This is a genomic window from Sinorhizobium sp., assembly GCF_059070375.1.
In genome coordinates, this window is record NZ_JCACWC010000002.1 from 1326524 (window position 1) to 1348165 (window position 21642).

18 protein-coding genes are annotated in these 21642 nt (G+C 63.3%); 3 read left to right on the forward strand and 15 right to left on the reverse strand.

The genetic code is table 11. The features are described from left to right. Positions 1-87: 87 nt before the first annotated feature. The 15 genes from AC5J09_RS10760 to AC5J09_RS10830 all read right to left on the reverse strand — a co-directional run bounded on the left by AC5J09_RS10760 (position 88) and on the right by AC5J09_RS10830 (position 17738). Positions 88-588 carry an acyl-CoA thioesterase gene (locus tag AC5J09_RS10760; RefSeq protein ID WP_018096076.1) on the reverse strand — a complete coding sequence of 167 codons (501 nt, stop codon included), beginning with the start codon at positions 586-588 and terminating at the stop codon, positions 88-90. After that, positions 588-2654: a phenylacetic acid degradation bifunctional protein PaaZ gene (gene paaZ, locus AC5J09_RS10765; protein WP_494297601.1), complete on the reverse strand. Its 2067-nt coding sequence runs from the start codon at positions 2652-2654 to the stop codon at positions 588-590. Before paaZ ends, AC5J09_RS10760 begins: the two co-directional genes overlap by 1 nt. Positions 2655-2704: 50 nt before the next feature. Continuing rightward, a complete protein-coding gene (gene paaE / locus AC5J09_RS10770) occupies positions 2705-3781 on the reverse strand; it encodes a 1,2-phenylacetyl-CoA epoxidase subunit PaaE (RefSeq protein WP_100671091.1) in 1077 nt (358 codons plus the stop codon). Positions 3782-3805: 24 nt separating this feature from the next. Then, positions 3806-4330 carry a 1,2-phenylacetyl-CoA epoxidase subunit PaaD gene (gene paaD, locus AC5J09_RS10775; RefSeq protein ID WP_100671089.1) on the reverse strand — a complete coding sequence of 175 codons (525 nt, stop codon included), beginning with the start codon at positions 4328-4330 and terminating at the stop codon, positions 3806-3808. 9 nt (positions 4331-4339) lie between these two features. After that, the gene (paaC, locus tag AC5J09_RS10780) at positions 4340-5125 is read right to left on the reverse strand and encodes a 1,2-phenylacetyl-CoA epoxidase subunit PaaC (RefSeq protein ID WP_494297602.1); all 786 of its coding nucleotides are present in this window, start codon (positions 5123-5125) and stop codon (positions 4340-4342) included. Beyond that, a complete protein-coding gene (gene paaB, locus AC5J09_RS10785) occupies positions 5125-5409 on the reverse strand; it encodes a 1,2-phenylacetyl-CoA epoxidase subunit PaaB (protein ID WP_324764452.1) in 285 nt (94 codons plus the stop codon). The genes paaC and paaB overlap by 1 nt, the downstream gene beginning before the upstream one ends. Positions 5410-5428: 19 nt before the next feature. After that, positions 5429-6427 (reverse strand): 1,2-phenylacetyl-CoA epoxidase subunit PaaA, encoded by a 999-nt coding sequence (paaA, locus tag AC5J09_RS10790; protein WP_494297603.1) that lies wholly within the window; start codon positions 6425-6427, stop codon positions 5429-5431. Between the two features lie 203 nt (positions 6428-6630). After that, on the reverse strand, positions 6631-7551 hold the full coding sequence (gene paaX, locus AC5J09_RS10795; protein WP_324764451.1) for a phenylacetic acid degradation operon negative regulatory protein PaaX: 921 nt from the start codon (positions 7549-7551) through the stop codon (positions 6631-6633). A 192-nt stretch (positions 7552-7743) separates the two neighbouring features. Beyond that, positions 7744-8259 carry a DUF992 domain-containing protein gene (locus AC5J09_RS10800; RefSeq protein ID WP_338282121.1) on the reverse strand — a complete coding sequence of 172 codons (516 nt, stop codon included), beginning with the start codon at positions 8257-8259 and terminating at the stop codon, positions 7744-7746. A 306-nt stretch (positions 8260-8565) separates the two neighbouring features. Beyond that, entirely contained in the window at positions 8566-9939 is a 1374-nt protein-coding gene (locus tag AC5J09_RS10805) for an alpha-glucosidase/alpha-galactosidase (RefSeq protein WP_018096068.1), read from the reverse strand. A 20-nt stretch (positions 9940-9959) separates the two neighbouring features. After that, entirely contained in the window at positions 9960-11630 is a 1671-nt protein-coding gene (locus AC5J09_RS10810; RefSeq protein ID WP_100671079.1) for an ABC transporter ATP-binding protein, read from the reverse strand. Positions 11631-11641: 11 nt separating this feature from the next. Further along, the gene (locus AC5J09_RS10815) at positions 11642-12769 is read right to left on the reverse strand and encodes an ABC transporter permease (RefSeq protein WP_324764449.1); all 1128 of its coding nucleotides are present in this window, start codon (positions 12767-12769) and stop codon (positions 11642-11644) included. Beyond that, complete coding sequence (locus AC5J09_RS10820) at positions 12766-13779, reverse strand: ABC transporter permease (RefSeq protein WP_324764448.1); 1014 nt, start codon at positions 13777-13779, stop codon at positions 12766-12768. Before AC5J09_RS10820 ends, AC5J09_RS10815 begins: the two co-directional genes overlap by 4 nt. A gap of 117 nt (positions 13780-13896) precedes the next feature. Further along, the gene (locus AC5J09_RS10825) at positions 13897-15978 is read right to left on the reverse strand and encodes an ABC transporter substrate-binding protein (protein ID WP_324764447.1); all 2082 of its coding nucleotides are present in this window, start codon (positions 15976-15978) and stop codon (positions 13897-13899) included. A 287-nt stretch (positions 15979-16265) separates the two neighbouring features. Next, entirely contained in the window at positions 16266-17738 is a 1473-nt protein-coding gene (locus AC5J09_RS10830; protein ID WP_324764446.1) for an alpha-glucosidase/alpha-galactosidase, read from the reverse strand. A gap of 195 nt (positions 17739-17933) precedes the next feature. On the opposite strand from AC5J09_RS10830, the gene AC5J09_RS10835 reads away from it, so the two are divergent. From AC5J09_RS10835 to AC5J09_RS10845, 3 genes are all read left to right on the forward strand, one after another. After that, positions 17934-18875 (forward strand): AraC family transcriptional regulator, encoded by a 942-nt coding sequence (locus tag AC5J09_RS10835; RefSeq protein ID WP_275599535.1) that lies wholly within the window; start codon positions 17934-17936, stop codon positions 18873-18875. 70 nt (positions 18876-18945) lie between these two features. Further along, positions 18946-20004 (forward strand): LacI family DNA-binding transcriptional regulator, encoded by a 1059-nt coding sequence (locus AC5J09_RS10840; protein ID WP_324764445.1) that lies wholly within the window; start codon positions 18946-18948, stop codon positions 20002-20004. Positions 20005-20275: 271 nt separating this feature from the next. After that, complete coding sequence (locus AC5J09_RS10845) at positions 20276-21550, forward strand: ABC transporter substrate-binding protein (RefSeq protein WP_324764444.1); 1275 nt, start codon at positions 20276-20278, stop codon at positions 21548-21550. Positions 21551-21642 lie beyond the last annotated feature (92 nt).

The following is a 21642-nucleotide window of genomic DNA, read 5'->3' on the forward strand; positions in this document are numbered from 1 at the left end:
GATGCGGCGGACCTTGACGCCGGGCACCCCCTCTGAATTGGATCGGCAGGGCGGAGAGGGTATCGACGCCATCCGATCGGAGTCCGTCTACTCCCCAACATCCCGCCCCGTTTCCGCGACCGTCTTCAGCCGATGGGCGAATTCCCGCCGAAGCGTGCGGCGCAGCTCGGCCGCCTGGTGGCGGCGTTTTTCGGTTGCCGTCTCCGGATGGTACTCCGGGACCGTGACGGGACGGCCCGCTTCGTCGACGGCGACCATGGTGAAATAGCAGGAATTGGTGTGCCGCCGCGTGCCCGCCCGGATGTTTTCCGCCTCCACCCTTATTCCGACCTCCATCGAGGTACGGCCGGCATAGTTGATCGCCGCGCGGAAGGTGACGAGTTCGCCGACATGGATCGGCTCCTTGAAGATCACCTGGTCGACGGAGAGCGTCACCGCATATTGCTTGGAAAAGCGCGACGCGCAGGAGAAGGCCACTCGGTCGAGCAGGTTCAATAGCGCACCGCCATGCACCTTGCCGCTGAAATTCGCCATGTCCGGCGTCATCAGGACGGTCATCACCAGATGCCGCGTCTCCTGCTCCGTCATCATTCTTCCCCGCTTCCGGTCTTCGCCACCATGGTCAATACATCATATTGCGCGACGGTTGCGCCAGTCTGGTTGGAGACGCGGCAGTCCCATCGCACCTCCCCATAGTCGGCATTCATTCGCGGACTGATCTCCTTGCAGGTGAGGCGGACCCGAAGCGTGTCGCCGGGATAGACGGGAGCCAGGAAGCGCAGTCCGTCGACGCCGTAATTTGCGAGCACCGGCCCCGGGGCGGGATCGACGAAGAGACCGGCGGCCAGGGAAACGACGAGATAACCATGCGCGACGCGGCCGTCGAAGAACGGATTGGCGCGGGCGGTCTCCTCGTCCATATGCGCGTAGAACGTATCGCCGGTGAACTCGGCGAAATGCTCGATGTCCTCGAGCCTGACGGTGCGCGTCGCCGTGACGATCTGGTCGCCGACCCGCAGCTCTGCCAGCGACTTGCGGAAGGGGTGCTCGCCCCCGGCTCGCGCCGGCGCACCCTCCATCCAGCGGCCGGTGACCGCCGAGACGAGGCCTGGCGCGCCCTGAACGGCCGTGCGCTGCATGTAGTGCCTGACGCCCCGCATCCCACCCAGTTCCTCGCCGCCGCCCGCCCGGCCCGGGCCGCAATGGACGAGACCCGGCAAGGGCGAGCCGTGCCCGGTCGAGGATTTCGCGCTCAGGCGGTTGCCGATCATCACGCGGCCATGGAACGGCGCCATGCCGATCACCAGCTCCTGCGCAATATCGGGATCATTGGTGAAGACGGAGGTGACGAGACTCCCCCTTCCGCGCCGGACGAGTTCAGCCGCCTCTTCCGCCGTATCATAGGGCATGATCGTGCTCACGGGGCCGAAGGCCTCGACGTCGTGAACCGACCGCGCTGCGCCGGGACGATCGCAATAGAGAAGAACGGGATTGAGGAAAGCCCCCGCCTCCGCATCGCCGGAGACGAGCTGCGGCCTGGCCGGATCGCCCGCAACGATCTCTGCATCCGTTGTGAGATCGCGGATGCGCGCCCTCACCTCTTCGCGCTGGCCGAGGCTTGCGAGCGGCCCCATCCGCACGTTCTCGTCGGCGGGATCGCCGAGCGGAACCTTGGCAAGCCGCTCGCCGAGAGCGGCAACCAGCGCGTCGCAATGGGCCCGCGGCGCCATCACCCGGCGAATGGCCGTGCATTTCTGCCCGGCCTTGGACGTCATCTCGCGGGCGACTTCGCGAACGAAAAGATCGAATTCCTCCGTTCCAGGGGCCGCATCGAGCCCGAGGACAGCCGCATTGAGGCTATCGGCTTCCATGGTGAAGCGCACCGAATTGCCGACGATCGCGGGATGGGTCTTGAGCTTGCGCCCGGTCGTGGCCGAACCGGTGAAGGTCACCACGTCCTGGTCGCCGACATGATCCAGAAGATCGCCCGAGGAGCCGCAGACGAGCTGGAGCGCGCCTTCCGGAAGCAAACCGGTGTCGACGATCCGCCGCACCACCAGCTCGGCGAGATAGGCGGTCTGGCTCGCAGGCTTGACGATCGCAGGCATCCCCGCCAGCAGCGTCGGCGCGAGCTTTTCGAGCATGCCCCAGGAGGGAAAGTTGAAGGCATTGATGTGCACCGCGATGCCCTGAAACGGCGTCAGGATATGTTGGGCGGAAAACGTATCGTCGCGTGACAGCGCCTCGACGCCGCCATCGAGGAGGACGCGGCTGTTCGGTAGCTCCCGCCTGCCCTTCGAGGCATAGGAGAAAAGTGTCCCGATGCCGCCTTCGATGTCGATCCAGCTGTCCGCACGCGTGGCGCCGGTGGCGGTGGAGAGCGCATAGAATTCCTCCTTGCGCTCCATCAGTGCCTGGGCAAGCGCCTTCAGCATCATCGCCCGCTCGTGGAACGACATCCGGCGAAGCGCCGGCCCGCCCTTTTCGCGTCCATAGGCAAGCGCGGCGGCGAAATCGACGCCGCCGGAATCGACGAGCGCCACCGGCGCGCCGGTCGCGGCGTCGCAAAGGGTCACGCCGTCCTTCGCTCCGCGCATCCAGGTGCCGGCGATATAGCTTTCGAGCCGGCGCGGCCGGTCCGCCACTGCGTTCATCGAATGGTCCTCCCGTCAGTTCAGCTTCAGCGTCGGCTCGGCATCGGCGGTCACTGATCGTAGCTGACAACGATCCGGTCGCTGAGCGGATAGGATTGGCAGGTCAGCACATAGCCCTGCTCTACCTCGTAGTCTTCGAGCGCGTTGTTGCTCTCCATCTCCACCTCGCCTTCCAGCACCTTGGCGCGGCATGAGGAGCAGACCCCCGCCTTGCAGGCGAATGGCGCGTCCATTCTGTTTTCGAGCGCCGCTTCGAGCAGGCTCAGCCCCTCTTTCGGAAAGGTGAAGCTGCGCGTGGCGCCGTCGAGTGTCACGGTCGCCTCGCAGCGCGCCCGGCTATCGGCGCCGGCGGCGCTTTCGACCTTGCGCCGGGCACGGCCGGGCTGGGAGGCGGCGAACAGCTCGAACTTGATCCGATCGTCGCCAAGGCCATGCGCGCGAAGTGCTGCGGCAACCGCGAGCATCATCGGCTCAGGCCCGCAGATGAAGGCGGTATCGGCCGACCTCACATCGATCCAGCTGCGGAAGAGGGCAGTGCATTTTTCCTGATCGAGCCGCCCACTGAACAGGTCGACCTCCTGGGCTTCGTTCTCGAGGACGTGCAGGACGGAAAGCCGCCCCAGATAGAGGTTCTTGAGGTCGTCCAGTTCCTCGCGGAACATGATCGAGCTGAAGTGGCGGTTGGCATAGACAAGCGTGAATGCGGACCGCGGCTCCCGCGCGAGCACCGTCTTGATGAGCGAGAGCACCGGCGTGATGCCGCTGCCGCCCGCAAAGCCGAGATAGTGTCTGGCGGCCTCCGGCTCGATAGGCGTGAAGAAGGCCCCCATCGGCGGCATGGCTTCCAGCGTGTCGCCGGGCTCGAGCTCCTCATTCGCCCAGCTGGAGAAGCAGCCGTCATCGACGCGCTTGATGCCCACCTTCAGGGCGCCTTCGTCGAGACCGGCGCAAATCGAATACGAACGGCGCAGTTCCTCGCCGCCGAAGAGGCGGCGGAACGTCAGATATTGCCCCTGCTTGAAATCGAAGGCAGCGCGGTCCTCCTCGCGCGGCTCGAGCGTCACGACCACGGCATCGCGCGTATCGCGCCGGACCTCGATGACCTGAAGAGGATAAAAGCGTGCCATGTGAGCGTTCTTCCCGCCTCGCATTCAGATGCATTTGAAATAATCGAAGGGCTCCAGACAGTCCCGGCAGCGATAGCTCGCCTTGCAGGGCGTCGATCCGAACTGGCTGACCTTTTCGGTCCGGGCGGAGCCGCAACGCGGACAGGAGACCGTCTGCGCCGCGCCGCCCGAGAGGCCTTCGATCCGTTTCAACAGCCTGCCCTCGGCTCCGGTGCCGTCGACGGGAGCCGCAATGCCGTAGCTTTCAAGCTTTTCGCGGCCCTCGGCGCTGATCCAGTCGGTGGTCCAGGCGGGCGAGAGCTGGCGTTCGAGCCTGACACTCTCGATGCCGTTCTCCTTGAGCTGCCGCTCGATATCGAGATTGATGACCGCCGTGGCGGGACAGCCCGAATAGGTCGGCGTCACCGTCACCACCAGCGTTTCGCCATCCCAGCCGACGTTGCGGACGATGCCGAGGTCGGTCACGGAGATGACCGGAATTTCCGGGTCCGGCACTTGCGAGAGCCAGTGCCACACATCCGCGATCGAAGGGCGTATCGCCGTTGCCATATGAGCCTCCTACCAGCTGGCGCCGGGATAGGCGCGCTGCAGGAACTGCATCTCGGCGAGCACATAGCCGAGATGCTCCGTATGGAGGCCGCGCTTGCCGCCCCCGTGCATATAGCGGTCCTCCGGTTTTTCGAGCGTCGCCGCGCGAAGTGTCTCGGCGGCCAGCGCCTCCCAATCGGCCCTCAAGCTCTCCGGTTCCGGCGCGACGCCGGCAGCCGCAAGGGCGAGGTCGTGCGCCTCGCTCACGAACATCTCGCCGGTATAGGGCCAGAGATCGTCCAGCGCCTCCTGCATGCGGGCGTGGCTTTCCGCCGTTCCGTCGCCGAGGCGGATCACGAGATCGCGGCTCCGTTCGAAATGATAGGCCACCTCCTTCGACGCCTTCTCGGCTATCCCGGCAATGCGCGGCTCGCGGGAGCTGCGAAGGCCTTTCAGTGCGAGATAGTGCCATGCATCGAACAGGAACTGGCGCATCAGCGTCTCGCCGTAACCGCCGTTTGGCCGCTCGGTAAGCAGCAGGTTGCGGAAGTCTCGCACGTCGCGGAGATAGGCAAGATCGTCCGCGCTGCGGCCCCTTCCCTCGACCTCGCCTGCAAGGCCGAGCCAGAGCTGCGTCTGGCCGATGAGGTCGAGTGCCGTGTTGGCGAGCGCGATGTCCTCTTCGAGAGCCGGGGCGTGGCCGCACCATTCCGAAAGGCGATGGCCGAGGATCAGCGTATTGTCGCCCATGCCGAGCAGGAAATCGAAAAGCGCGGCCCGGTCGACGGCCGCCTGCATCGCGGTTGCCTGAACCATCACATATGCCCTGCCTCGTCCGGAATGTCGAAGAAAGTCGGGTGCCGGTAGACCTTCGCATTCGCAGGCTCGAACAACGGACCCTTTTCCGAGGGCGCGCTTGCCGTTATGTCGCTTGAACGCACCACCCAGATGCTGACGCCCTCGTTGCGGCGGGTGTAGACGTCGCGGGCGTTGTTGATCGCCATTTCGGCATCCGGCGCGTGCAGGCTGCCGACATGGCGATGGCTCAGGCCGTGCTGGCCGCGGATGAAGACTTCCCAGAGGGGCCATTCGCTGGACATAACGTTTCGCTCCCGATGTTCATTCGGCGGCGACCGGCTGCGCGCGACGTGCGGCCTTTTCGGCATGTGCCGTCAGGCCGTCCCGGAACCAGGCGCCGTCCTCCCAGGCCGTCCTGCGCGCGCCGAGGCGCTCGGCATTACAGGGGCCATTGCCGGCGATCACCTCGAAGAATTCGTTCCAGTCCGGCTCGCCGAAATCGTAGCCGCCTTTTTCCTCGTTCCACTTCAGATCCGGATCGGGGACAGTCAGTCCGAGATATTCGGCCTGTGGTACCGTCTGGTCGACGAATTTCCGTCTGAGTTCGTCGTTGGAGTTCTGCTTGATCTTCCAGGCCATCGACTGGGCCGAGTGGACCGAGGCGTCGTCCGACGGGCCGAACATCATCAGCGACGGCCACCACCAGCGGTTCAGTGCGTCCTGCACCATGGCCTTCTGGGCAGGCGTGCCCTTCATCATCTTGATCAGGATGTCGTAGCCCTGCCGCTGATGGAAGCTCTCTTCCTTGCAGATGCGGATCATCGCGCGCGAATAGGGGCCGTAGGAACAGCGCTGCAGCGGCACCTGATTCATGATCGCCGCGCCGTCGACGAGCCAACCGATGGCACCGATATCCGCCCAGCTGAGCGTCGGATAATTGAAGATCGACGAATACTTGGCCTTGCCGGAATGGAGCTGCTCGTAAAGCGCGTCGCGGCTCACCCCCAGCGTTTCGGCGGCGCAGTAGAGATAGAGACCATGCCCCGCCTCGTCCTGAACCTTGGCGAGCAGGATCGCCTTGCGCTCCAGCGTCGGCGCACGGGTGATCCAGTTGCCTTCGGGAAGCTGGCCGACGATCTCGGAATGGGCGTGCTGGCTGATCTGGCGGATGAGCGTCTTGCGATAGCCTTCGGGCATCCATTCCTTCGGCTCGATCTTCTGACCCGCGTCGATCCGCTCCTGGAAAGCGCGCTCTTGCGGGTCCATGTCGTCGCGGCTTTTGACCCGAGGGGCATCCGTCTTCACCATTTGAGCATACATGCTGCTCTCTCCTCCGCCGGAGGCGTTCGGGAGTGATGTCGATGCAGTTCCTTTTGACCGATCGGTTAGAATTTAGCGCAGGACATGTCACACTTCAACGTCATTTACACATTTTTCTGTGACATTTAATGAATGAGATGGGGCGGGAATTTTCGTCCGTCTTCGTACGCGTCGCAGAATGAGGAACGAAGGAGCGCGGCAGGTTAACCGGGGCCGTCGGCTTTCCCAGGCGCAGCTTCGCCGCTCAGCATTTGAAGCCGATGCTCCGTCGCGCCGGTCGCCTTCGGCAGCGGACCGGTGAGCGTGACGCAGTTCCGCCCGACATGCAGGTCCGCCTGGGGAGACAGGCTGCGATACAGCCGGGCGAACAGGCGGCGGGCTTCGTCGCCCGGCCAATCGGCGGGCAGAATTTCGGCTGGCAGGCGCGGCTCGCGGAGCGTCACGAAGCGGAACTGGTGTACCATGAGTAGGCGTGCAGAAAGGCACTCAGCGGGAGCAATCGCCGTAGCGGTATCCGGAAGATCGGCGAGCCTGCCGAAGCAGGCAAGGAACCGCCGGTAGGCCTGCGCGTGAGGTGCGAGGTCCCAACAGCCCGAGGCAAAGACCTTCAACTCGCTCGCGCCCTGGGCAGGCTCCGCGCGGAAGACCACGGCGGGCATGATCGCACTCGGGAACGGCCGCACGCCGACCGCGAGCCGGGGGCCAAGGCGCGCATGACCGGAGCGCTCGAGCACCTGCATCCGCTCCTCGGCCGACGAACCCATCAGCTGCACGAAGTGCCAGCTCGCTTCCTCCGGAGGTCCGAAGATCACCTGCGCCGCCGCGGCGAATTCCGCGCGTGCGGCATCCGTCAGCCGATAGAAGCTGCGCCGACCCTCCCGTTCTCCGGCGAGCTGGCCGGCGGCGACAAGACGGGATACGGCGGTTCTCACAAGCGTCTCGCTGATGCCGACCCCGGCGCAGATCTCGATCAGGTTGCCGATCCAGATCGCGCCGCCGCGCGGCTCCACCACGTCGCCATAGATGGTAACGATGAAGCTTGCGGCCCTGAGCGGCGTTTCATCCAGAATTGCCCGGATGATCCTAGAGCCCTGCTCTGCCGAACTTTCGCCATTCGCCTGCATCCGACCGCCTTCCGAGCCCCACCCGCTGCGTGTTTTTAAACCGTAGTCGATTAAAGAACAAAAACATGCAGCAGATCAAAGCAAGCCAGCGCCGCGCGTCTGATCAGATGCGCGGCGCTGGCGTGAACGGTGCCTAGCCTGTTGCGGTGTTCGCAACCGGCGGGGCCAATGCGGCGGGTGGCCTCGCGCCGTTTATTTCACCAGGGTCAACTTCACGCTGGCAATTCCAACAGCGACATTCAGTCCGGTCTGGCCGTCAATCTTCACCGGCTGCAGCGCGATTTCCTTTTTCGAGCCGACCAGGGATTTCGCGCCCAGCCCGAGCCCGGCCGCGAATTCGGCAGAAAGGCCGGAATAGTTGCCGGCAAGAGCGCCCTTGAGCTTGGTTTTCGGCTTCGCGTAGACCGACCACACGACGCGGCTCTCCGCCGTTACGCCGATATCGAGGCCCAGCTTGTCGATCGTGCCGCTATATTTGTAAGGCGACTTTTGTCCGTCTGCTTCGAAAACGCACGTCAGCGCTTTCGACGAACCCACGACCAGGCCGATACCTGCCGCAATGTCGCAGGAGAGTGTGCCGCGTTTTACGAACTCGGCCTGAGCCTGCCCCTTGGCCTCCTCGGCCATCGCGCCGGACACTGCGATAGCGCTGAAAGCGAGGCCGCCAACTGTCGCGCGGATCAGGACGTTACGGAATCGTTCAATCATTAAAGCTTCCTTACTGTGGGTTACGGCCTTTGAGTCAGGCATTGTCGAAAGCAGGCTTGAAGCCGCCAAGACCAGTTTCGGAAAGCGCTGCCTGTCGCAAAACATTTTGCCTGCGTGCGCTCCGTATAGCCGCTGTCCCACATCTCCCAGACCACGTCTATTGGACTACGGGCTTGCGCCCGGTCTTAGGTCTTCACCCTGAAAACCCAGAAATCTCGAGTGCGCGGCTGCGCCAGTCCGCATAACGATGCGGCCCCGGAACCGATCGGTTCCGGGGCCGTCTGGGCGCCTGACCGGGAGAAGAAATCAGGCGGCCGCTACCTTCTTCGTCACACGCGCCCATTCGGGAATCCAGTCGCGGTGCGCCGCCAGCAGATCGTCCACGAGCGACCAGATCTGGTCGAGATCGAGCTCGGCGGCGGTATGCGGATCCATCATCGCGGCGTGATAGAGGTGCTCGCGGTTCTCGGTGACGAGCGCCTGGACAGTCAACTCCTGGACGTTGATGTTGGTGCGGATCAGGGCCGTGAGCTGCGGCGGCAAGGCGCCGATATAGGTCGGCTGGATACCGGAGGAATCGACGAGGCAGGGCACTTCCGCCGCACAGTTTTCCGGCAGCGAGGTGATGCAGCCATTGTTCCTGAGGTTGCCGTAGATGACCGAAGGTTCGCCGGTCCAGACCGAATTCATGATCGAGGAGGCATATTCACGGCTCTCCGCGACTTCGATCGTCTCGGCTTCCTTGAAGGCGGCCGCCTGTCCCTTCCAGCGCTCGATCTGCTCGACGCAGCGCTTTGGATATTCATCGAGCGGAATGCCGAATTTCTCGATCAGATCGGGGCGACCGTCCTTGATGAAGTAGGGCGTGTACTCGGCGAAATGCTCCGAACTCTCGGTGACGAAGTAGCCGAGCCGCGTCAGCATTTCGTAGCGCACCTTGTTCGGGCACCGCGGATTCCAGTGGCTGGGCTTCGGGAAGCGGCCCTCGCGGTAGCCGCGGATCAGGTCCGGATAGAGATCGCGATAGCTGCCGTCCTTCTGACGGTGCTCGAACTTGAGATAAAACGCCATGTGATTGATGCCGGCGGCGCGGTAGCGGATTTCTTCGACTGGAATGTCGAGGTCCCGGGCAAGCTCGAAGGCCGTGCCCTGCACCGAATGGCAGAGGCCCACCTGTTTGATCGCCGGATATTTCTCGGCGATCGCCCAGGTGTTTATCGCCATCGGATTCACATATTGCAGAAGGATCGCCTCGGGGCAGACCTCGAGCATGTCCTCGCAGATCTTCCACAGATGCGGCACGGTGCGGAGCCCGCGCATGATGCCGCCGACGCCCAGCGTGTCGGCGATCGTCTGACGCAGCCCGTATTTCTTGGGCACTTCGAAATCGGTGACGGTGCAGGGTTCGTAGCCGCCGATCTGGAAGGCGACGACGACGAAGTCCGCTCCTTCCAGAGCCTTGCGCTGGTTCGAATGGGTTTCGATCCTGGCATCGGCGCCAAGAGTGCGCGCGAGTTTGCCGGCGACGATCTCGCTTTCGGCGAGCCGCTCGGGGTTGACGTCCATCAAGGCGATGGTCGCGGCCGAAAGCGCCGGCCGCTGCAAAATGTCGCCGATGATGTTCTTCATGAAAACGGTGGAACCGGCGCCGATGAAAGTAATCCTGGGTCGTCTCGTCATGGGATAGCCTCTGTTTGATTTCACGCGGCCACTTCGAAGGCGGCCTTAACCAGCCGCTTCGTGTAGGCAGTCTTGGGATTGTTGAGGATTTCGCTCACCGGCCCCTCTTCGACGATCTTGCCTTCCTGCATGACGACCACGCGGTGGCAGAGAGCGCGCACGACCTTCAGGTCGTGGGAGATGAAGAGATAGCTCAGGCCGCGCTCGTCCTGCAGCCGGCGCAGGAGTTCGATGATCTGCGCCTGCACCGAGAGGTCGAGCGCCGAAGTCGGCTCGTCCAGCAGGATGAATTCCGGTTCCAGCGCGACGGCGCGGGCGATCGCGATGCGCTGGCGCTGGCCGCCGGAGAATTCGTGCGGGAAGCGCGAAAGGATGTTCGAGGGCATGCCGGCGCTGACGAGCGCGTCCTCGACGCGCTTCAGCCTGTCCTTGCGGTCTTCGCCGATGCCGTTGACGATCAGGCCCTCCTCTATGATCTGGCCGACCGACATTCGCGGGTTGAGCGAGGAGAAGGGATCCTGAAAGACGATCTGGATCTTCGAGCGAAGCGGCCGCATGCCCTTGCGGTCCTTGTCGTGGATCGGCTCGCCTTCGAAATAGATCTCGCCGCCATCGGTGTTGAGAAGCCGGATCAGCGCCTGACCGAAAGTGGTCTTGCCGGAACCGGACTCGCCCACCAGGCCGAGCGTTTCGTGCCGGCGAAGATTGAGGCTGAGCCCGTCGACCGCGACGAGCTCTTTGAAATCCGGCCTGAAGAACCCACCCTTCTTCAAAGTGAAGGACACACGGACATTGCGGCCGTCGAGCAGGATCGGCGCGTCGTCCGGCAACGGATTGGCAGAACCGGAGGGTTCGGAGGAAAGCAGCCGCCGCGTATAGGCGTGCTGCGGATCGGCAAACAGCGCCTCCGTCGTATTGTGTTCCTTCACCTCGCCGAGCTGCATGACATAGACGTAATCGGAGAATTGGCGGACCACCGTCAGGTCATGGGTGATCAGGATCACCGCCATGCCGAGCTCCTGCTGCAGCTTGCGGATGAGGTTGAGAATTTGCGCCTGCACCGTCACGTCGAGCGCCGTGGTCGGCTCGTCGGCAATCAGCACGTCCGGATCGTTGGCAAGCGCCATGGCGATCATCACGCGCTGGCGCTGACCGCCGGAAAGCTGATGCGGATACTGGTTGAGCCGTGCTTCCGGGTCGGGGATCTGGACATGACGCAAGAGCTCCAGCGCCCGCTCGGCGGCGGCGCGCCGGCTGACGCGGCGATGCGCCCGGATCGCTTCGATGATCTGGCTGCCGATCGTGTAGACCGGGTTCAGCGAGCTCATCGGCTCCTGGAAGATCATCGAGATACGATCGCCGCGCAGCGCCCGGCGCTCTCTCTTCGAGAATTTCAACACGTCCCTGCCGTCATATTCGATGCGCGCCTGCGGCGCGATCGTAGCGCGCTTCGACAAGAGCCCCATGACGGTGCGCGCCGTCACCGACTTGCCGGAGCCGGATTCGCCGACGATCGCCACCGTCTCGCCGCGGTAAAGCTGAAAGGAGACGTCCTTCACCGCCTCGACCGTGCCGTTCTCGACCTTGAAGGATACAGCCACCTTTCGGGCATCGATCACCGGCCTCGCATCTTTCGTATCGCGGTCGCGCCGTTCCTCGGGTGCCGGGACAACACTTTCGATCGTTACCATCGGCATGCTCCTCAATAGGGGTCGATTGCGTCGCGCAGGCCGTCGCCCAGCGCATTGAAGGCGAAAACGGTGACGAGCACGAAGGCGACGGGCGAGAGGATCCAGGGATAGGAACCGATCGCGGAATAATTCGCCGTGTCCTGCAGCATCAGCCCCCAGGAGATCAGCGGCGGCTTGACCGCAAAGCCGAGGAAACCGAGGAACGATTCGAGCAGCACCACATGCGGGATGGCGAGCGTCACCGCGACGATGACGTGGCTCATCACGTTCGGGAAGATGTGCTGGAATATGATGCGCCGGTCCGTGGCGCCGATGGCGATCGCCGCCCGCACATATTCGATCCGGGCAAGCGCCAGGGTCTTGCCGCGCACCTCGCGCGACATCTGCGCCCAGCCGAGCGCGGACATCACGATGATGACGAAGGCGAGAAAGACATTGGTCGGCGCGGTGACCGGGATCAGCGAAGCGAGCGCCAGATAGAGCGGCAATTGCGGGAAGGCGAGCACCAGCTCGACGAAACGCTGCACCCAGGCATCGAAGCGCCCGCCGAAATAGCCGGACACCATGCCGACGGTCGTCCCGACCACGGTGACGATGAAGACGACGGTGAGGGCAATCATCAGCGAGATGCGCGAGCCGTAGAGGATGCGGGACAGCACGTCGCGGCCGAACTTGTCGGTGCCGAGCAGATGCACCGGCGTACCGTCGACGGCGCCGAACAGATGCCGCTCGGCCGGGATCAGCCCGAAGAGCCTGTAGGGTGCGCCCTTGACGAAGAAGCCGAGGACCTGCGGGTTGTCGTAATCCGGTCCGATGATCGGCTGGAAGGTGACCGGATCGAGCTCCTCCGTCTCCCGCACCGGATAGCTCCTCGGCGGAAAGACGAAATTGCCCTCCTTGTCCCGGAAGCTGATCGTCTGCGGCTGCGCGAAGGCCACATCCGTCGCCTTCGGATCGACGGGCGACAGGAACTCGGCGAAGACCGCCATCAGGATCAGGAGGCAGACGAGGACAAGGCCGAGCAGGCCGGTCCACGAACGCTTCAGCCGCCGCCAGACGAGGGCGGAGTAGCTCTCGTGGTGGTGTTTTTCCCCGGGCTCGATCGCCACCGGAAGAGTTCCTTCGGCTTCGACGGTCATGCGTATACCCCCCCTCCCATGCGCACGCGCGGATCGAGCGCGGCGAGCATCATGTCGGCGATGATGTTGCCGACGATCAGCGTTGCGGAGAGGACCAGCATGAATGTCGCCGTCACATAGACGTCGCCCACCCACATGGAACCGACGATCGCCGGCCCGACGGTCGGCAGCGCGAAGATGATCGCCGTCTCGATCTCGCCGGTCAGCATGTAGGGAAGCACGACGCCCTGGTACATGATCAGCGGGTGCAAAGCGTTCGGCACCGCATGGCGCATGACGACCGCACCCTCGCTCAGGCCCTTGGCGCGTGCCGTTTCGACATATTGCGCGTTCAGCGTATCGAGGAGATTGCCCCGCATCACCCGCATATTGTAGGCGAGCCCGCCGAAGGTGGCGATCGCCACGACCGGCCAGACATGTTTGACCAGGTCGACGAACTTGTCCAAGGACCAGGGCGCCCCGCCGTAGCGGGCGGAATGGAAGCTGTTGATCTCGCTCACATTGAAATGAAAGACGAGGATATAGACGATGATCAGCGCCATGAGGAAGCGCGGCACCGTCATGCCGAGGAACGATACGGTCGAAAGCAGGCTGTCTATCCAGGAATATTGCCGCGTCGCCGCGATGATGCCGAAGGCGATGCCGATCACCGACGCCAGGATGTGGCAGACGAGCGCCAGCGCCAGCGTTCGCGGCAGGCGCTCGCCGACCACGTCAGCGACGGGCTTGTTGTAGTAGAGGCTGTGGCCGAAATCGCCTCGCGTCACGATGCCCGTTATCCAGTCGACGTACTGGATCGGCAGCGGCTTATCGAGGCCGTGCTCCTTGCGGTAGGCCTGCGCCTGGGCATCCGCCTCCTCGAAAGAAGCGCCGCCCTGATTGATGAGCTGCGAGCGGATGTAGTCGCTGTAATCTCCCGGCGGTGCCTGGATGATGCCGAAGGTCACCACGCTCAGGACGAGCAGCACCGGAATGGCAGAGGCGATTCGGACAAGCAGAAATCTGAACATGCCGTTTCCTTCTGTCTCGAGTTCCGCGAGAGCCATGCCTGCATCGGCTCGCGGCGGTGTGAAGGGCTTGCACCTCCGCCGGCTCCTTTCCTCGGAGCCGGCGGAGGCGGTTCAGCTTCAGTTGATCGGGCCGCTTTCGCCCGGCTTGCCGGGAAGCTGCTCGGGATAGAGTTCGTAGTCGCCCTGCTTGTCGGCGGCAACGAAGACCCGTTCGCGGATGATCGTGTCTTCCGCCCAGTTGAACATGAAGATCGGCGCGCCCGGAGGAATGTTCGAGAAGCGCTTGTTGATGATCAGCGCGCCCGGATACTCCGTCAGGCCGACGGTATCGACATTGGTGGTGGCTACCTTCTGGTATTGCTTCATCAGCTCGGTTCGCTCGTCATTGTCGTTGCTGGCGATGAACTTGTTGACGATGTCGACGAGCTCCTGCTCGTGGGGCATGACATCGACTTCGCCGCCTTCCGGAGCGCGGTGATGCCAGCTCGTGCGCGGGCCGGTCGGGGCGAGCTGAGGCGTGTTCTGCACCACGGAAGCAAATTCGGCCGTGTTGCGATGAATCATCCAATCGAAGCGGCCGGCATAATTGGCGGCGTCCCGCTGCTTGCCGTCGAGTGCATTGAGGACGACCCGGAGCCCGAGCTTCTCCATCTGCCCGACCATCCCTTCGGCAAGATTACGGTCGGTGCTGTAGTCGGAATTGACGAGCAGAACGATTTCGACGTCGCGGCCGCCAAGGTTGTCGGCCGGGAAATTGACGAAGCCGTTGCCGTCCGTGTCCTTGAGCCCCACCTTTTCGAGAAGCGCCTTGGCGCCTTCGAGATCGTGGGGGTAGTAGATGGTGGAGTTCCGGTCGTAGAAGCTCGTGCCGGAGGAAAGCCCGCCCGGATAGATCGCCGTGAAGGGGCCCTTCACCAGGGCTTCGCCAAGCTTCTTGCGGTCGACCGCCATGGTGACGGCCTTGCGGAAGTCCAGGTTGCGGTTGAGCTCTCGCACCGCCTTAGCGCGTTCGTCCGGGTCTCCCCAGCCATTGCCGGAGAAGTTCATGTGCATGTTATAGCCGATGACGCGCGGACCGAAGGCAAGCCGCGCCGGCGCGCTCTCATTGGCGGCGCGCTTCAGCGATTCCACGAAGTTTTCCGGCTGTTCGAGGTTCGAAATGTCGCCCGAACCCGCGATCGCCTGCACGTCGCGGTCGGCCCAGGTCGACAGCTTGTAATGGACTTCGTTCAGATAGGGGAGCTGATTGCCGGCCTCGTCGACCTTCCAGTAATAGGGATTGCGGCGCAGCACGATGATGTCGTCAGGACGATAGGCGACCGGCACCCATGCACCCATCACCGGAAGGTTCATATATTCGGCGGGGAAGCCGTTCTTGTATTCGTTGTAGGTCGTGCCGGCATATTTCGGATGCTTGGTCTTGAGGATATGCGACGGGCCGGGGCAGAAGGTACCGTAGGCCATCGCGAAAAGATGCTGGCGCGGGAAGGCCTCCTTAAAGGACCATTCGACCGTATACTGGTCGATCTTCTTGAGCGTCGTGCCCTCGCCGAAGGTTTCGGGCGTCGCCCCGTTCAAGGGTGAAACGCTCGAGTCGAGGACATTGTCCTCCCAGTAGAACATGACGTCATCGGCATCGAAGGGATCGCCGTCCGACCATTTCGCGCCTTCGATCAGATGCATGGTCAGCTTGCGTCCGTCCTCCGACCAATCCCAGCTTTTCGCGAGATTCGGCAGCGGCTCCATATCGTCCGCCTCGACCTGGAAGAGCGGCGCGGTGCGCGTCAGGCACTCGAACATGCCGATGTCGATACCGCCCCACCCTTGAGTCTGGCCTGCGCTGTAATTCCAGCCTTCCGGCCGGCCGCCGATGACGTGGCGCATGACGTCGCCATAGACGCCCATGCCGTCGGGCATGTTGCCGGTCTTGTAAACCATCGGTTCCGTCGGAAGCCGCTCGGCCACCGGCGGCAGCTTGCCGGCCTTGACGAATTTCTCGGTGACCCATTCGGGCTCCCTGTATTCGGGCAGCGCCTTGAACTCGAGAATGGAGTCGCGCGACACATAGGTGACCTTGCCCTGCGCCGGAAAGGGCGGCTGCTCCGGCACCACGGTCGGCTCGGATGCGAAGGCCTGCACGGCAAAGGCGGATATGCCGATCAGCAGGCTCGCGGTCATATTCAGTCGATGCGTTTTCATGTCCCAGGTTCTCCCTCCTGTCTTCGCCGGGCCGGGGCGGCCGGCGCTCCTCTTCCTTCGTGGCACTCGCGTCTCCTCACGCAGGTGACCTCGCGCATTACCTCAATTGCGGGCGCTTTGCCCTGCCATCCGCCCCGACCGGGGATTGCCCCTCATCCGGCCCGCCGGCCACCTTCTCCCCGCGAGTGGGGAGAAGGGGACTAGCAGCGCTCGCCGAAGTCCCCTCTCCCCGCCTGCGGGGAGAGGGTTAGGGTGAGGGGCAATTCCGGGCAGAGGTAGCCACTCTTCTACCCAGCCACGCGCAGCTTCGCCGCTTCCTTCTCCGCGCGGATCTCCTCGATCGAGCGCACTTCGCGCCGAGCAGCGCCCTCCCACTCCCGGGTGGCGACCGTAGCGCGGGCGAGCCTTTCCTTGGCAGCGTCGATCGCATGGGCATATTGCGGCAGCCATTTGGCCTGCGCGACGACCATTTCGTCGACCATCTGCCAGACTTCCTCCGGCGTGCAGATGGCGCCGACCAGCGGGTCGTGCAGCACGGCGAGCTTCAGAAGATCGATGTCGCCGGTGATCGCCGCATGAACGGACATGCGCTGGACGTTGACCGACGAGATGCAGGTGGCCGCACAGGCCTCAGGCAATGTGATGCCTGCCACCATGTTGATGCCGAAACGATCGACGAAGCCGGGCGATTCGATGATCGCATCCGCCGGAAGGTTGGTGATCACGCCGTTGTTCTTGACGTTGAAGTGGCCGCGATAGACCCGACCCGTCTCCAGCGCTTCGAGGATGCGGCTCGCATGTTCGTTTGAGCGCCTGATCGTTTCCAGCGGCCGGCCCGCCTCTTCGAGGAAGCGCGGATATTCGGTCTCGAACCAGTTGCGGGTCTCGGTCGAATAGCGGAGATACCCGCCGGTCTCTCCATGAATCCAGTCCGACATGTCGATCCATCTGGAGATCTCGTCCGGACGCTTGCGATACCAGGGCAGGTATTCGGACAGGTGTCCGTTGCTTTCGGTCGAATAGACGCCGAAGCGCTTCAACACGTCGATCCGAAGCTTCTCCTGCTTTGAAAAGACGGGATGCGCCTCGAAGGCGGCGACGAGTTCGTCCTTGCCGACCTTGCGGCCGTTGAGGCGGATATCGACGAACCATGTCTGGTGGTTGATGCCGGAGCAGATGTAGTCGAGCTCGCCTTCCCCGGCGCCGAGAATCTCGGCGATCTGCTCGGCCCCGTGCTGGACGCCGTGGCAGAGACCGACCGTGTCGACCTTGCCGTATTCGATCGCCGCCCAGGTGTTCATCGCCATCGGGTTCGCATAGTTGAGGAACTTGGCGCCGGGCTCGGCCACTTCGCGGATGTCCTTGCAGAAATCGAGGATCACCGGAATGTTGCGCTGACCGTAGAGAATGCCGCCGGCGCAGATCGTGTCGCCGACGCATTGGTCGACGCCGTATTTCAGCGGTATGCGGATATCGTCGGCATAGGCCTCGAGGCCGCCGACGCGCACGCAGCTGATGATGTAGCGCGCGCCCTCCAGCGCCTTGCGGCGGTCGATCGTCGCGGTTACCCGCGTGGGCAGTTTGTTCGCCTCGACGATCCGGTCGAGGATGGACTTGATCATGGCGAGGTTGTGCTCGCTCAGATCCGTCAACGCGAACTCGACGTCCCGGAGCTCCGGCACGGAAACGATGTCGGTGAAGAGCTTCTTGGTGAAGCCGATGCTGCCGGCGCCGATGATGGCGATCTTAAAGCTGGCCATGGCCGTGCTATTCCTCCTCAGACTGCGACCTTCGCGCTAAAAGGGTAAAATCAATTCATTGAACTGGCCGGGATCGGCGAAGCGGTGCCCTCCTCGGCAAACCCTCGTCAAACGCCGTGGCAACCGCATGTCTTGCGCGATCTGGGGGCATTATGTGTATAATCGGATGCACGACTAGAGAGGTATTGTGCTTTCATGGGTAATTCTATGCTGCAGCAACTGATCGCCCGGGGACCCGCGATGCGGACGGTCTCGCTGCCGCGGGGACGCCAGAACCTGCACACCATGCCGACGAGCACCGGCTACGAGATCAGGACCGATGCAAGCTACGATTGGGACGGTCGCAAGCGCGGCCAAACCCCGTTCACCGTGCTGCAGTACACGATCGGCGGGGCCGGCAACCTGCGATATGAAAACCGCAGTCACCGCGTGCGTCCGGGCGAGACGCTGCTCCTGCTCGTGCCCCACAATCATCGCTACTGGCTTGAGGAAGGCGGGCGCTGGGAGTTCTTCTGGATCTCCATGAACGGCGAGGAGGCGCTGAGGATCCACCGCGCCATTCTCGCCGTCACCGGTCCCATCATAAGGTTGCAGCCGGATACCGTCGAACATCTTGCCGACTGCAGCCTGCGCCTCATGGCCGGTGGCGACACCCCGGGCAGCGCCTCGGCGATCGCCTATGAGGCGGCGATGGCGCTTTATGACGACGTGTTCGGATCGCATCCGGTTCTCAGTGACGAATACCGGAAGATGCAGCACGTGATCGATCATGTGCTGGGCAATCTCGACAAGCCCCTTCCGGTCGAGGAGCTCGCGCGCATTTCGGGGCTGAGCCGCGCCCATTTCTCCCGAGTCTTCGCCGCCAGCGAAGGCATGCCGCCGGCGGAATTCGTGCTGCAGAAGCGCCTGCAAAGGGCGGTAAAGCTGCTGACCAAGACCGCGGACCTGCCGGTCAAGGAAGTCGCCATCCTGTCCGGCTTCGAGGACCCCAACTACTTCGCCAAGGTATTCCGCCGCGTCTTCGGCGCGAGCCCGACCGAGTTCCGCACCACAGGCATGTATGCGAGCGTATCTGCCACGGGCCGCAATGCGAGGACCAACGAATCCGTGACCACGTTGGCTGCGGCTTGCGATTGAAAAAGCTGCGATAAAAATTTACTAAACAGGATACTCCAGCGCGGCACGGCAGAAGGACAGGCGGAACCGAATGGTCACAATCAAGGAAATCGCGTCGGCCGTCGGCGTATCGTCGGCAACCGTCTCACGCGTCCTCAACTATGACCCGACGCTGTCGATCTCGAACAGGAAACGCCAGGCGATCATCGAAACGGCGGAGGCGCTCAACTATGCGACGCCGCGCAATCGCAGCCGCGCCGCAGCGCATGGCGTCGGCGTCGGGCTGAAGATCGCGCTCGTGCATTTTCTCGACCCCGCCCAGGAACTCGCCGATCCCTACTATGTCGGTGTCCGCCTCGGCATCGAAAGCCGCTGCCAGGCGCTGAAGAGCGAAGTCGTCAAGGTCTTCCTCACCGGCAATCCTCCGGAAGCGACGATCCTGGAGGGCGCCTCCGGCGTGGTGGCCGTCGGCCATTATTACGGCGACGAGCTCGAATGGCTGCGCCGCCACAGCCGCCACCTCGTCTTTGCCGATTACGCACCGGCCGGAGACATGGAGGACACCGTGCTCAGCGACGTCTCGCTGGCGATGACCCGGCTCCTGGAGGCGGTGCATGCCATGGGCTACCGGCGCATCGGCTTCATCGGCTGGATCGACGCTTTCTACGGGCCCGACAACATCCATTCGGAGCGCCGTTGCCGCACCTATATCGACTGGATGACCAAGGCCGGCCTTTATGATCCGGAATTGTGCATGGTGGAGCCGATGACGCCCGACAGCGGCTACAAGCTTGCCAGGGCGATGCTATCGAAGCCCAATCCACCGAAGATCCTCATCACCTGCAACGACAATATGGCGCTGGGCGCCTACAGGGCCATCCACGAGATGGGGCTCAGGATTCCCGAGGATATCGCGGTCGCGAGCTTCAACGACATTCCGGTCGCGCAGTTTCTCGGGCCGCCGCTTTCCACGGTGAAGATTCCGGCGGAGCTCATCGGAGAGACCGCCGTCGACCTGCTGCTGGAGCGCCTTTCGGGCCGAGAGGTCGCCAAGAAGGTGGTTTTCGGCACGGAAATCGTCTGGCGCGGCAGCACGCCGGCACCGGCCGACACAGCGAACAAGGAAGATGACATGGCGGGCCGGTTCTAAAAATCCCGGGCGATATCGACTCGACCCCGTCGTGGCGATATCCGCAAAGCGCGTGTAGCCAATCGCCCGCGTTCACTCTGGCCATAGCGGCAATCATGCCATCAGGCGCCGACTGGCGCACGGTCGTGACGGCTAACGTGCCTTCAAAGCACGCGTCGCAAGTGCCAAGTAAAAATTTACTGAAAATAATTGCGCCCACTCGAGTTTTGAGAAATACTCCCCGCCGGGACAGATAGGACTGTCTCGGGGAACACGATTTCGGGAGGAAACAATGGACATTCAGGCGCGTGCCTATCTGCCGCGTATCGCCGGTCTGGCTCTCGCGGGCGCAAGCTTCCTGGGGGTTACCGCGGCGCAGGCCAAGGAAATCACCATCTGGTGCTGGGACCCGAATTTCAATGTCGCGATCATGAAGGAGGCGGGCGCCCGCTATACGAAAACGCATCCGGACATCACCTTCAACATCGTCGATTTCGCCAAGCTCGACGTCGAGCAGAAGCTGCAGACCGGGCTTTCGTCCGGCACTGCCGACGCGCTCCCCGACATCGTGCTCATCGAGGATTACGGCGCTCAGAAATACCTTCAATCCTTCCCGGGCGCCTTCGCGCCCTTGTCCGGCACCGTCGATTATTCCGGTTTCGCCCCCTACAAGGTCGAGCTCATGACGCTCGACGGGCAAGTCTACGGAATGCCCTTCGATTCCGGCGTCACGGGTCTTTATTACCGCAAGGATTATCTGGAAGCCGCCGGCTTCAAGCCGCAGGACATGCAGGATCTCACCTGGGACCGCTTCATCGAGATCGGAAAGCAGGTCGAAGAGAAGACCGGCAAGAAGATGATGGGCCTCGACCCGAACGACGCCGGTCTCGTGCGCATCATCATGCAGTCGGCCGGGCAATGGTATTTCGACAAGGAAGGCAAACCGAACATCACCGGCAATGCGGCGCTGAAGGCGGCCCTCGAAACCATCGGCAAGATCATGCAGGCGAATATCTACAAGCCTGCCAACGGCTGGTCCGACTGGGTGGGCACCTTCACCTCCGGCGACGTCGCGACCGTCGTCACGGGCGTCTGGATCACCGGCACCGTCAAGGCGCAGCCGGACCAGTCCGGCAACTGGGGCGTCGCCCCCATTCCGGCGCTCTCGATCGAAGGCGCGACGCATGCCTCCAATCTCGGCGGCTCCAGCTGGTACGTGCTCGAAAGCTCCGAGGAGAAGGCGGAGGCCATCGACTTCCTGAACGAGATCTACGCCAAGGACATTGATTTCTATCAGAAGATCCTCCAGGACCGCGGTGCGGTCGGCTCGCTGCTCGCCGCCCGCGGCGGCGCGGCCTATGAGGCGGCAGACCCCTTCTTCGGCGGCGAGAAGGTCTGGCAGAACTTCTCCGACTGGCTGGCGAAGGTCCCCTCGGTCAATTACGGCGTCTTCACCAACGAGGCCGACCTTGCCGTCACTGCGCAACTCCCGGCCGTGACGCAGGGCACACCGGTCGACGAAGTGCTGCAGGCGATCGAGGCCGAGGTCAGCGCACAGATCCAGTGATGCGGTGAATGGCGGCGGGCATGCGCCCGCTGTTTCCGGCCGCGGCTCTTGCCGCGGCCAACTTTCCGGCTGTCCGGCCTTCCAGGAGGGGA

Coding starts and splice junctions, on each gene's coding strand:
- AC5J09_RS10760 (WP_018096076.1), bottom strand. CDS start 588: ATGACGGAGCAGGAGACGCGGCATCTGGTGATGACCGTCCTGATGACG.
- paaZ (WP_494297601.1), bottom strand. CDS start 2,654: ATGAACGCAGTGGCGGACCGGCCGCGCCGGCTCGAAAGCTATATCGCC.
- paaE (WP_100671091.1), bottom strand. CDS start 3,781: ATGGCACGCTTTTATCCTCTTCAGGTCATCGAGGTCCGGCGCGATACG.
- paaD (WP_100671089.1), bottom strand. CDS start 4,330: ATGGCAACGGCGATACGCCCTTCGATCGCGGATGTGTGGCACTGGCTC.
- paaC (WP_494297602.1), bottom strand. CDS start 5,125: ATGGTTCAGGCAACCGCGATGCAGGCGGCCGTCGACCGGGCCGCGCTT.
- paaB (WP_324764452.1), bottom strand. CDS start 5,409: ATGTCCAGCGAATGGCCCCTCTGGGAAGTCTTCATCCGCGGCCAGCAC.
- paaA (WP_494297603.1), bottom strand. CDS start 6,427: ATGTATGCTCAAATGGTGAAGACGGATGCCCCTCGGGTCAAAAGCCGC.
- paaX (WP_324764451.1), bottom strand. CDS start 7,551: ATGCAGGCGAATGGCGAAAGTTCGGCAGAGCAGGGCTCTAGGATCATC.
- AC5J09_RS10800 (WP_338282121.1), bottom strand. CDS start 8,259: ATGATTGAACGATTCCGTAACGTCCTGATCCGCGCGACAGTTGGCGGC.
- AC5J09_RS10805 (WP_018096068.1), bottom strand. CDS start 9,939: ATGACGAGACGACCCAGGATTACTTTCATCGGCGCCGGTTCCACCGTT.
- AC5J09_RS10810 (WP_100671079.1), bottom strand. CDS start 11,630: ATGGTAACGATCGAAAGTGTTGTCCCGGCACCCGAGGAACGGCGCGAC.
- AC5J09_RS10815 (WP_324764449.1), bottom strand. CDS start 12,769: ATGACCGTCGAAGCCGAAGGAACTCTTCCGGTGGCGATCGAGCCCGGG.
- AC5J09_RS10820 (WP_324764448.1), bottom strand. CDS start 13,779: ATGTTCAGATTTCTGCTTGTCCGAATCGCCTCTGCCATTCCGGTGCTG.
- AC5J09_RS10825 (WP_324764447.1), bottom strand. CDS start 15,978: ATGAAAACGCATCGACTGAATATGACCGCGAGCCTGCTGATCGGCATA.
- AC5J09_RS10830 (WP_324764446.1), bottom strand. CDS start 17,738: ATGGCCAGCTTTAAGATCGCCATCATCGGCGCCGGCAGCATCGGCTTC.
- AC5J09_RS10835 (WP_275599535.1), top strand. CDS start 17,934: ATGGGTAATTCTATGCTGCAGCAACTGATCGCCCGGGGACCCGCGATG.
- AC5J09_RS10840 (WP_324764445.1), top strand. CDS start 18,946: ATGGTCACAATCAAGGAAATCGCGTCGGCCGTCGGCGTATCGTCGGCA.
- AC5J09_RS10845 (WP_324764444.1), top strand. CDS start 20,276: ATGGACATTCAGGCGCGTGCCTATCTGCCGCGTATCGCCGGTCTGGCT.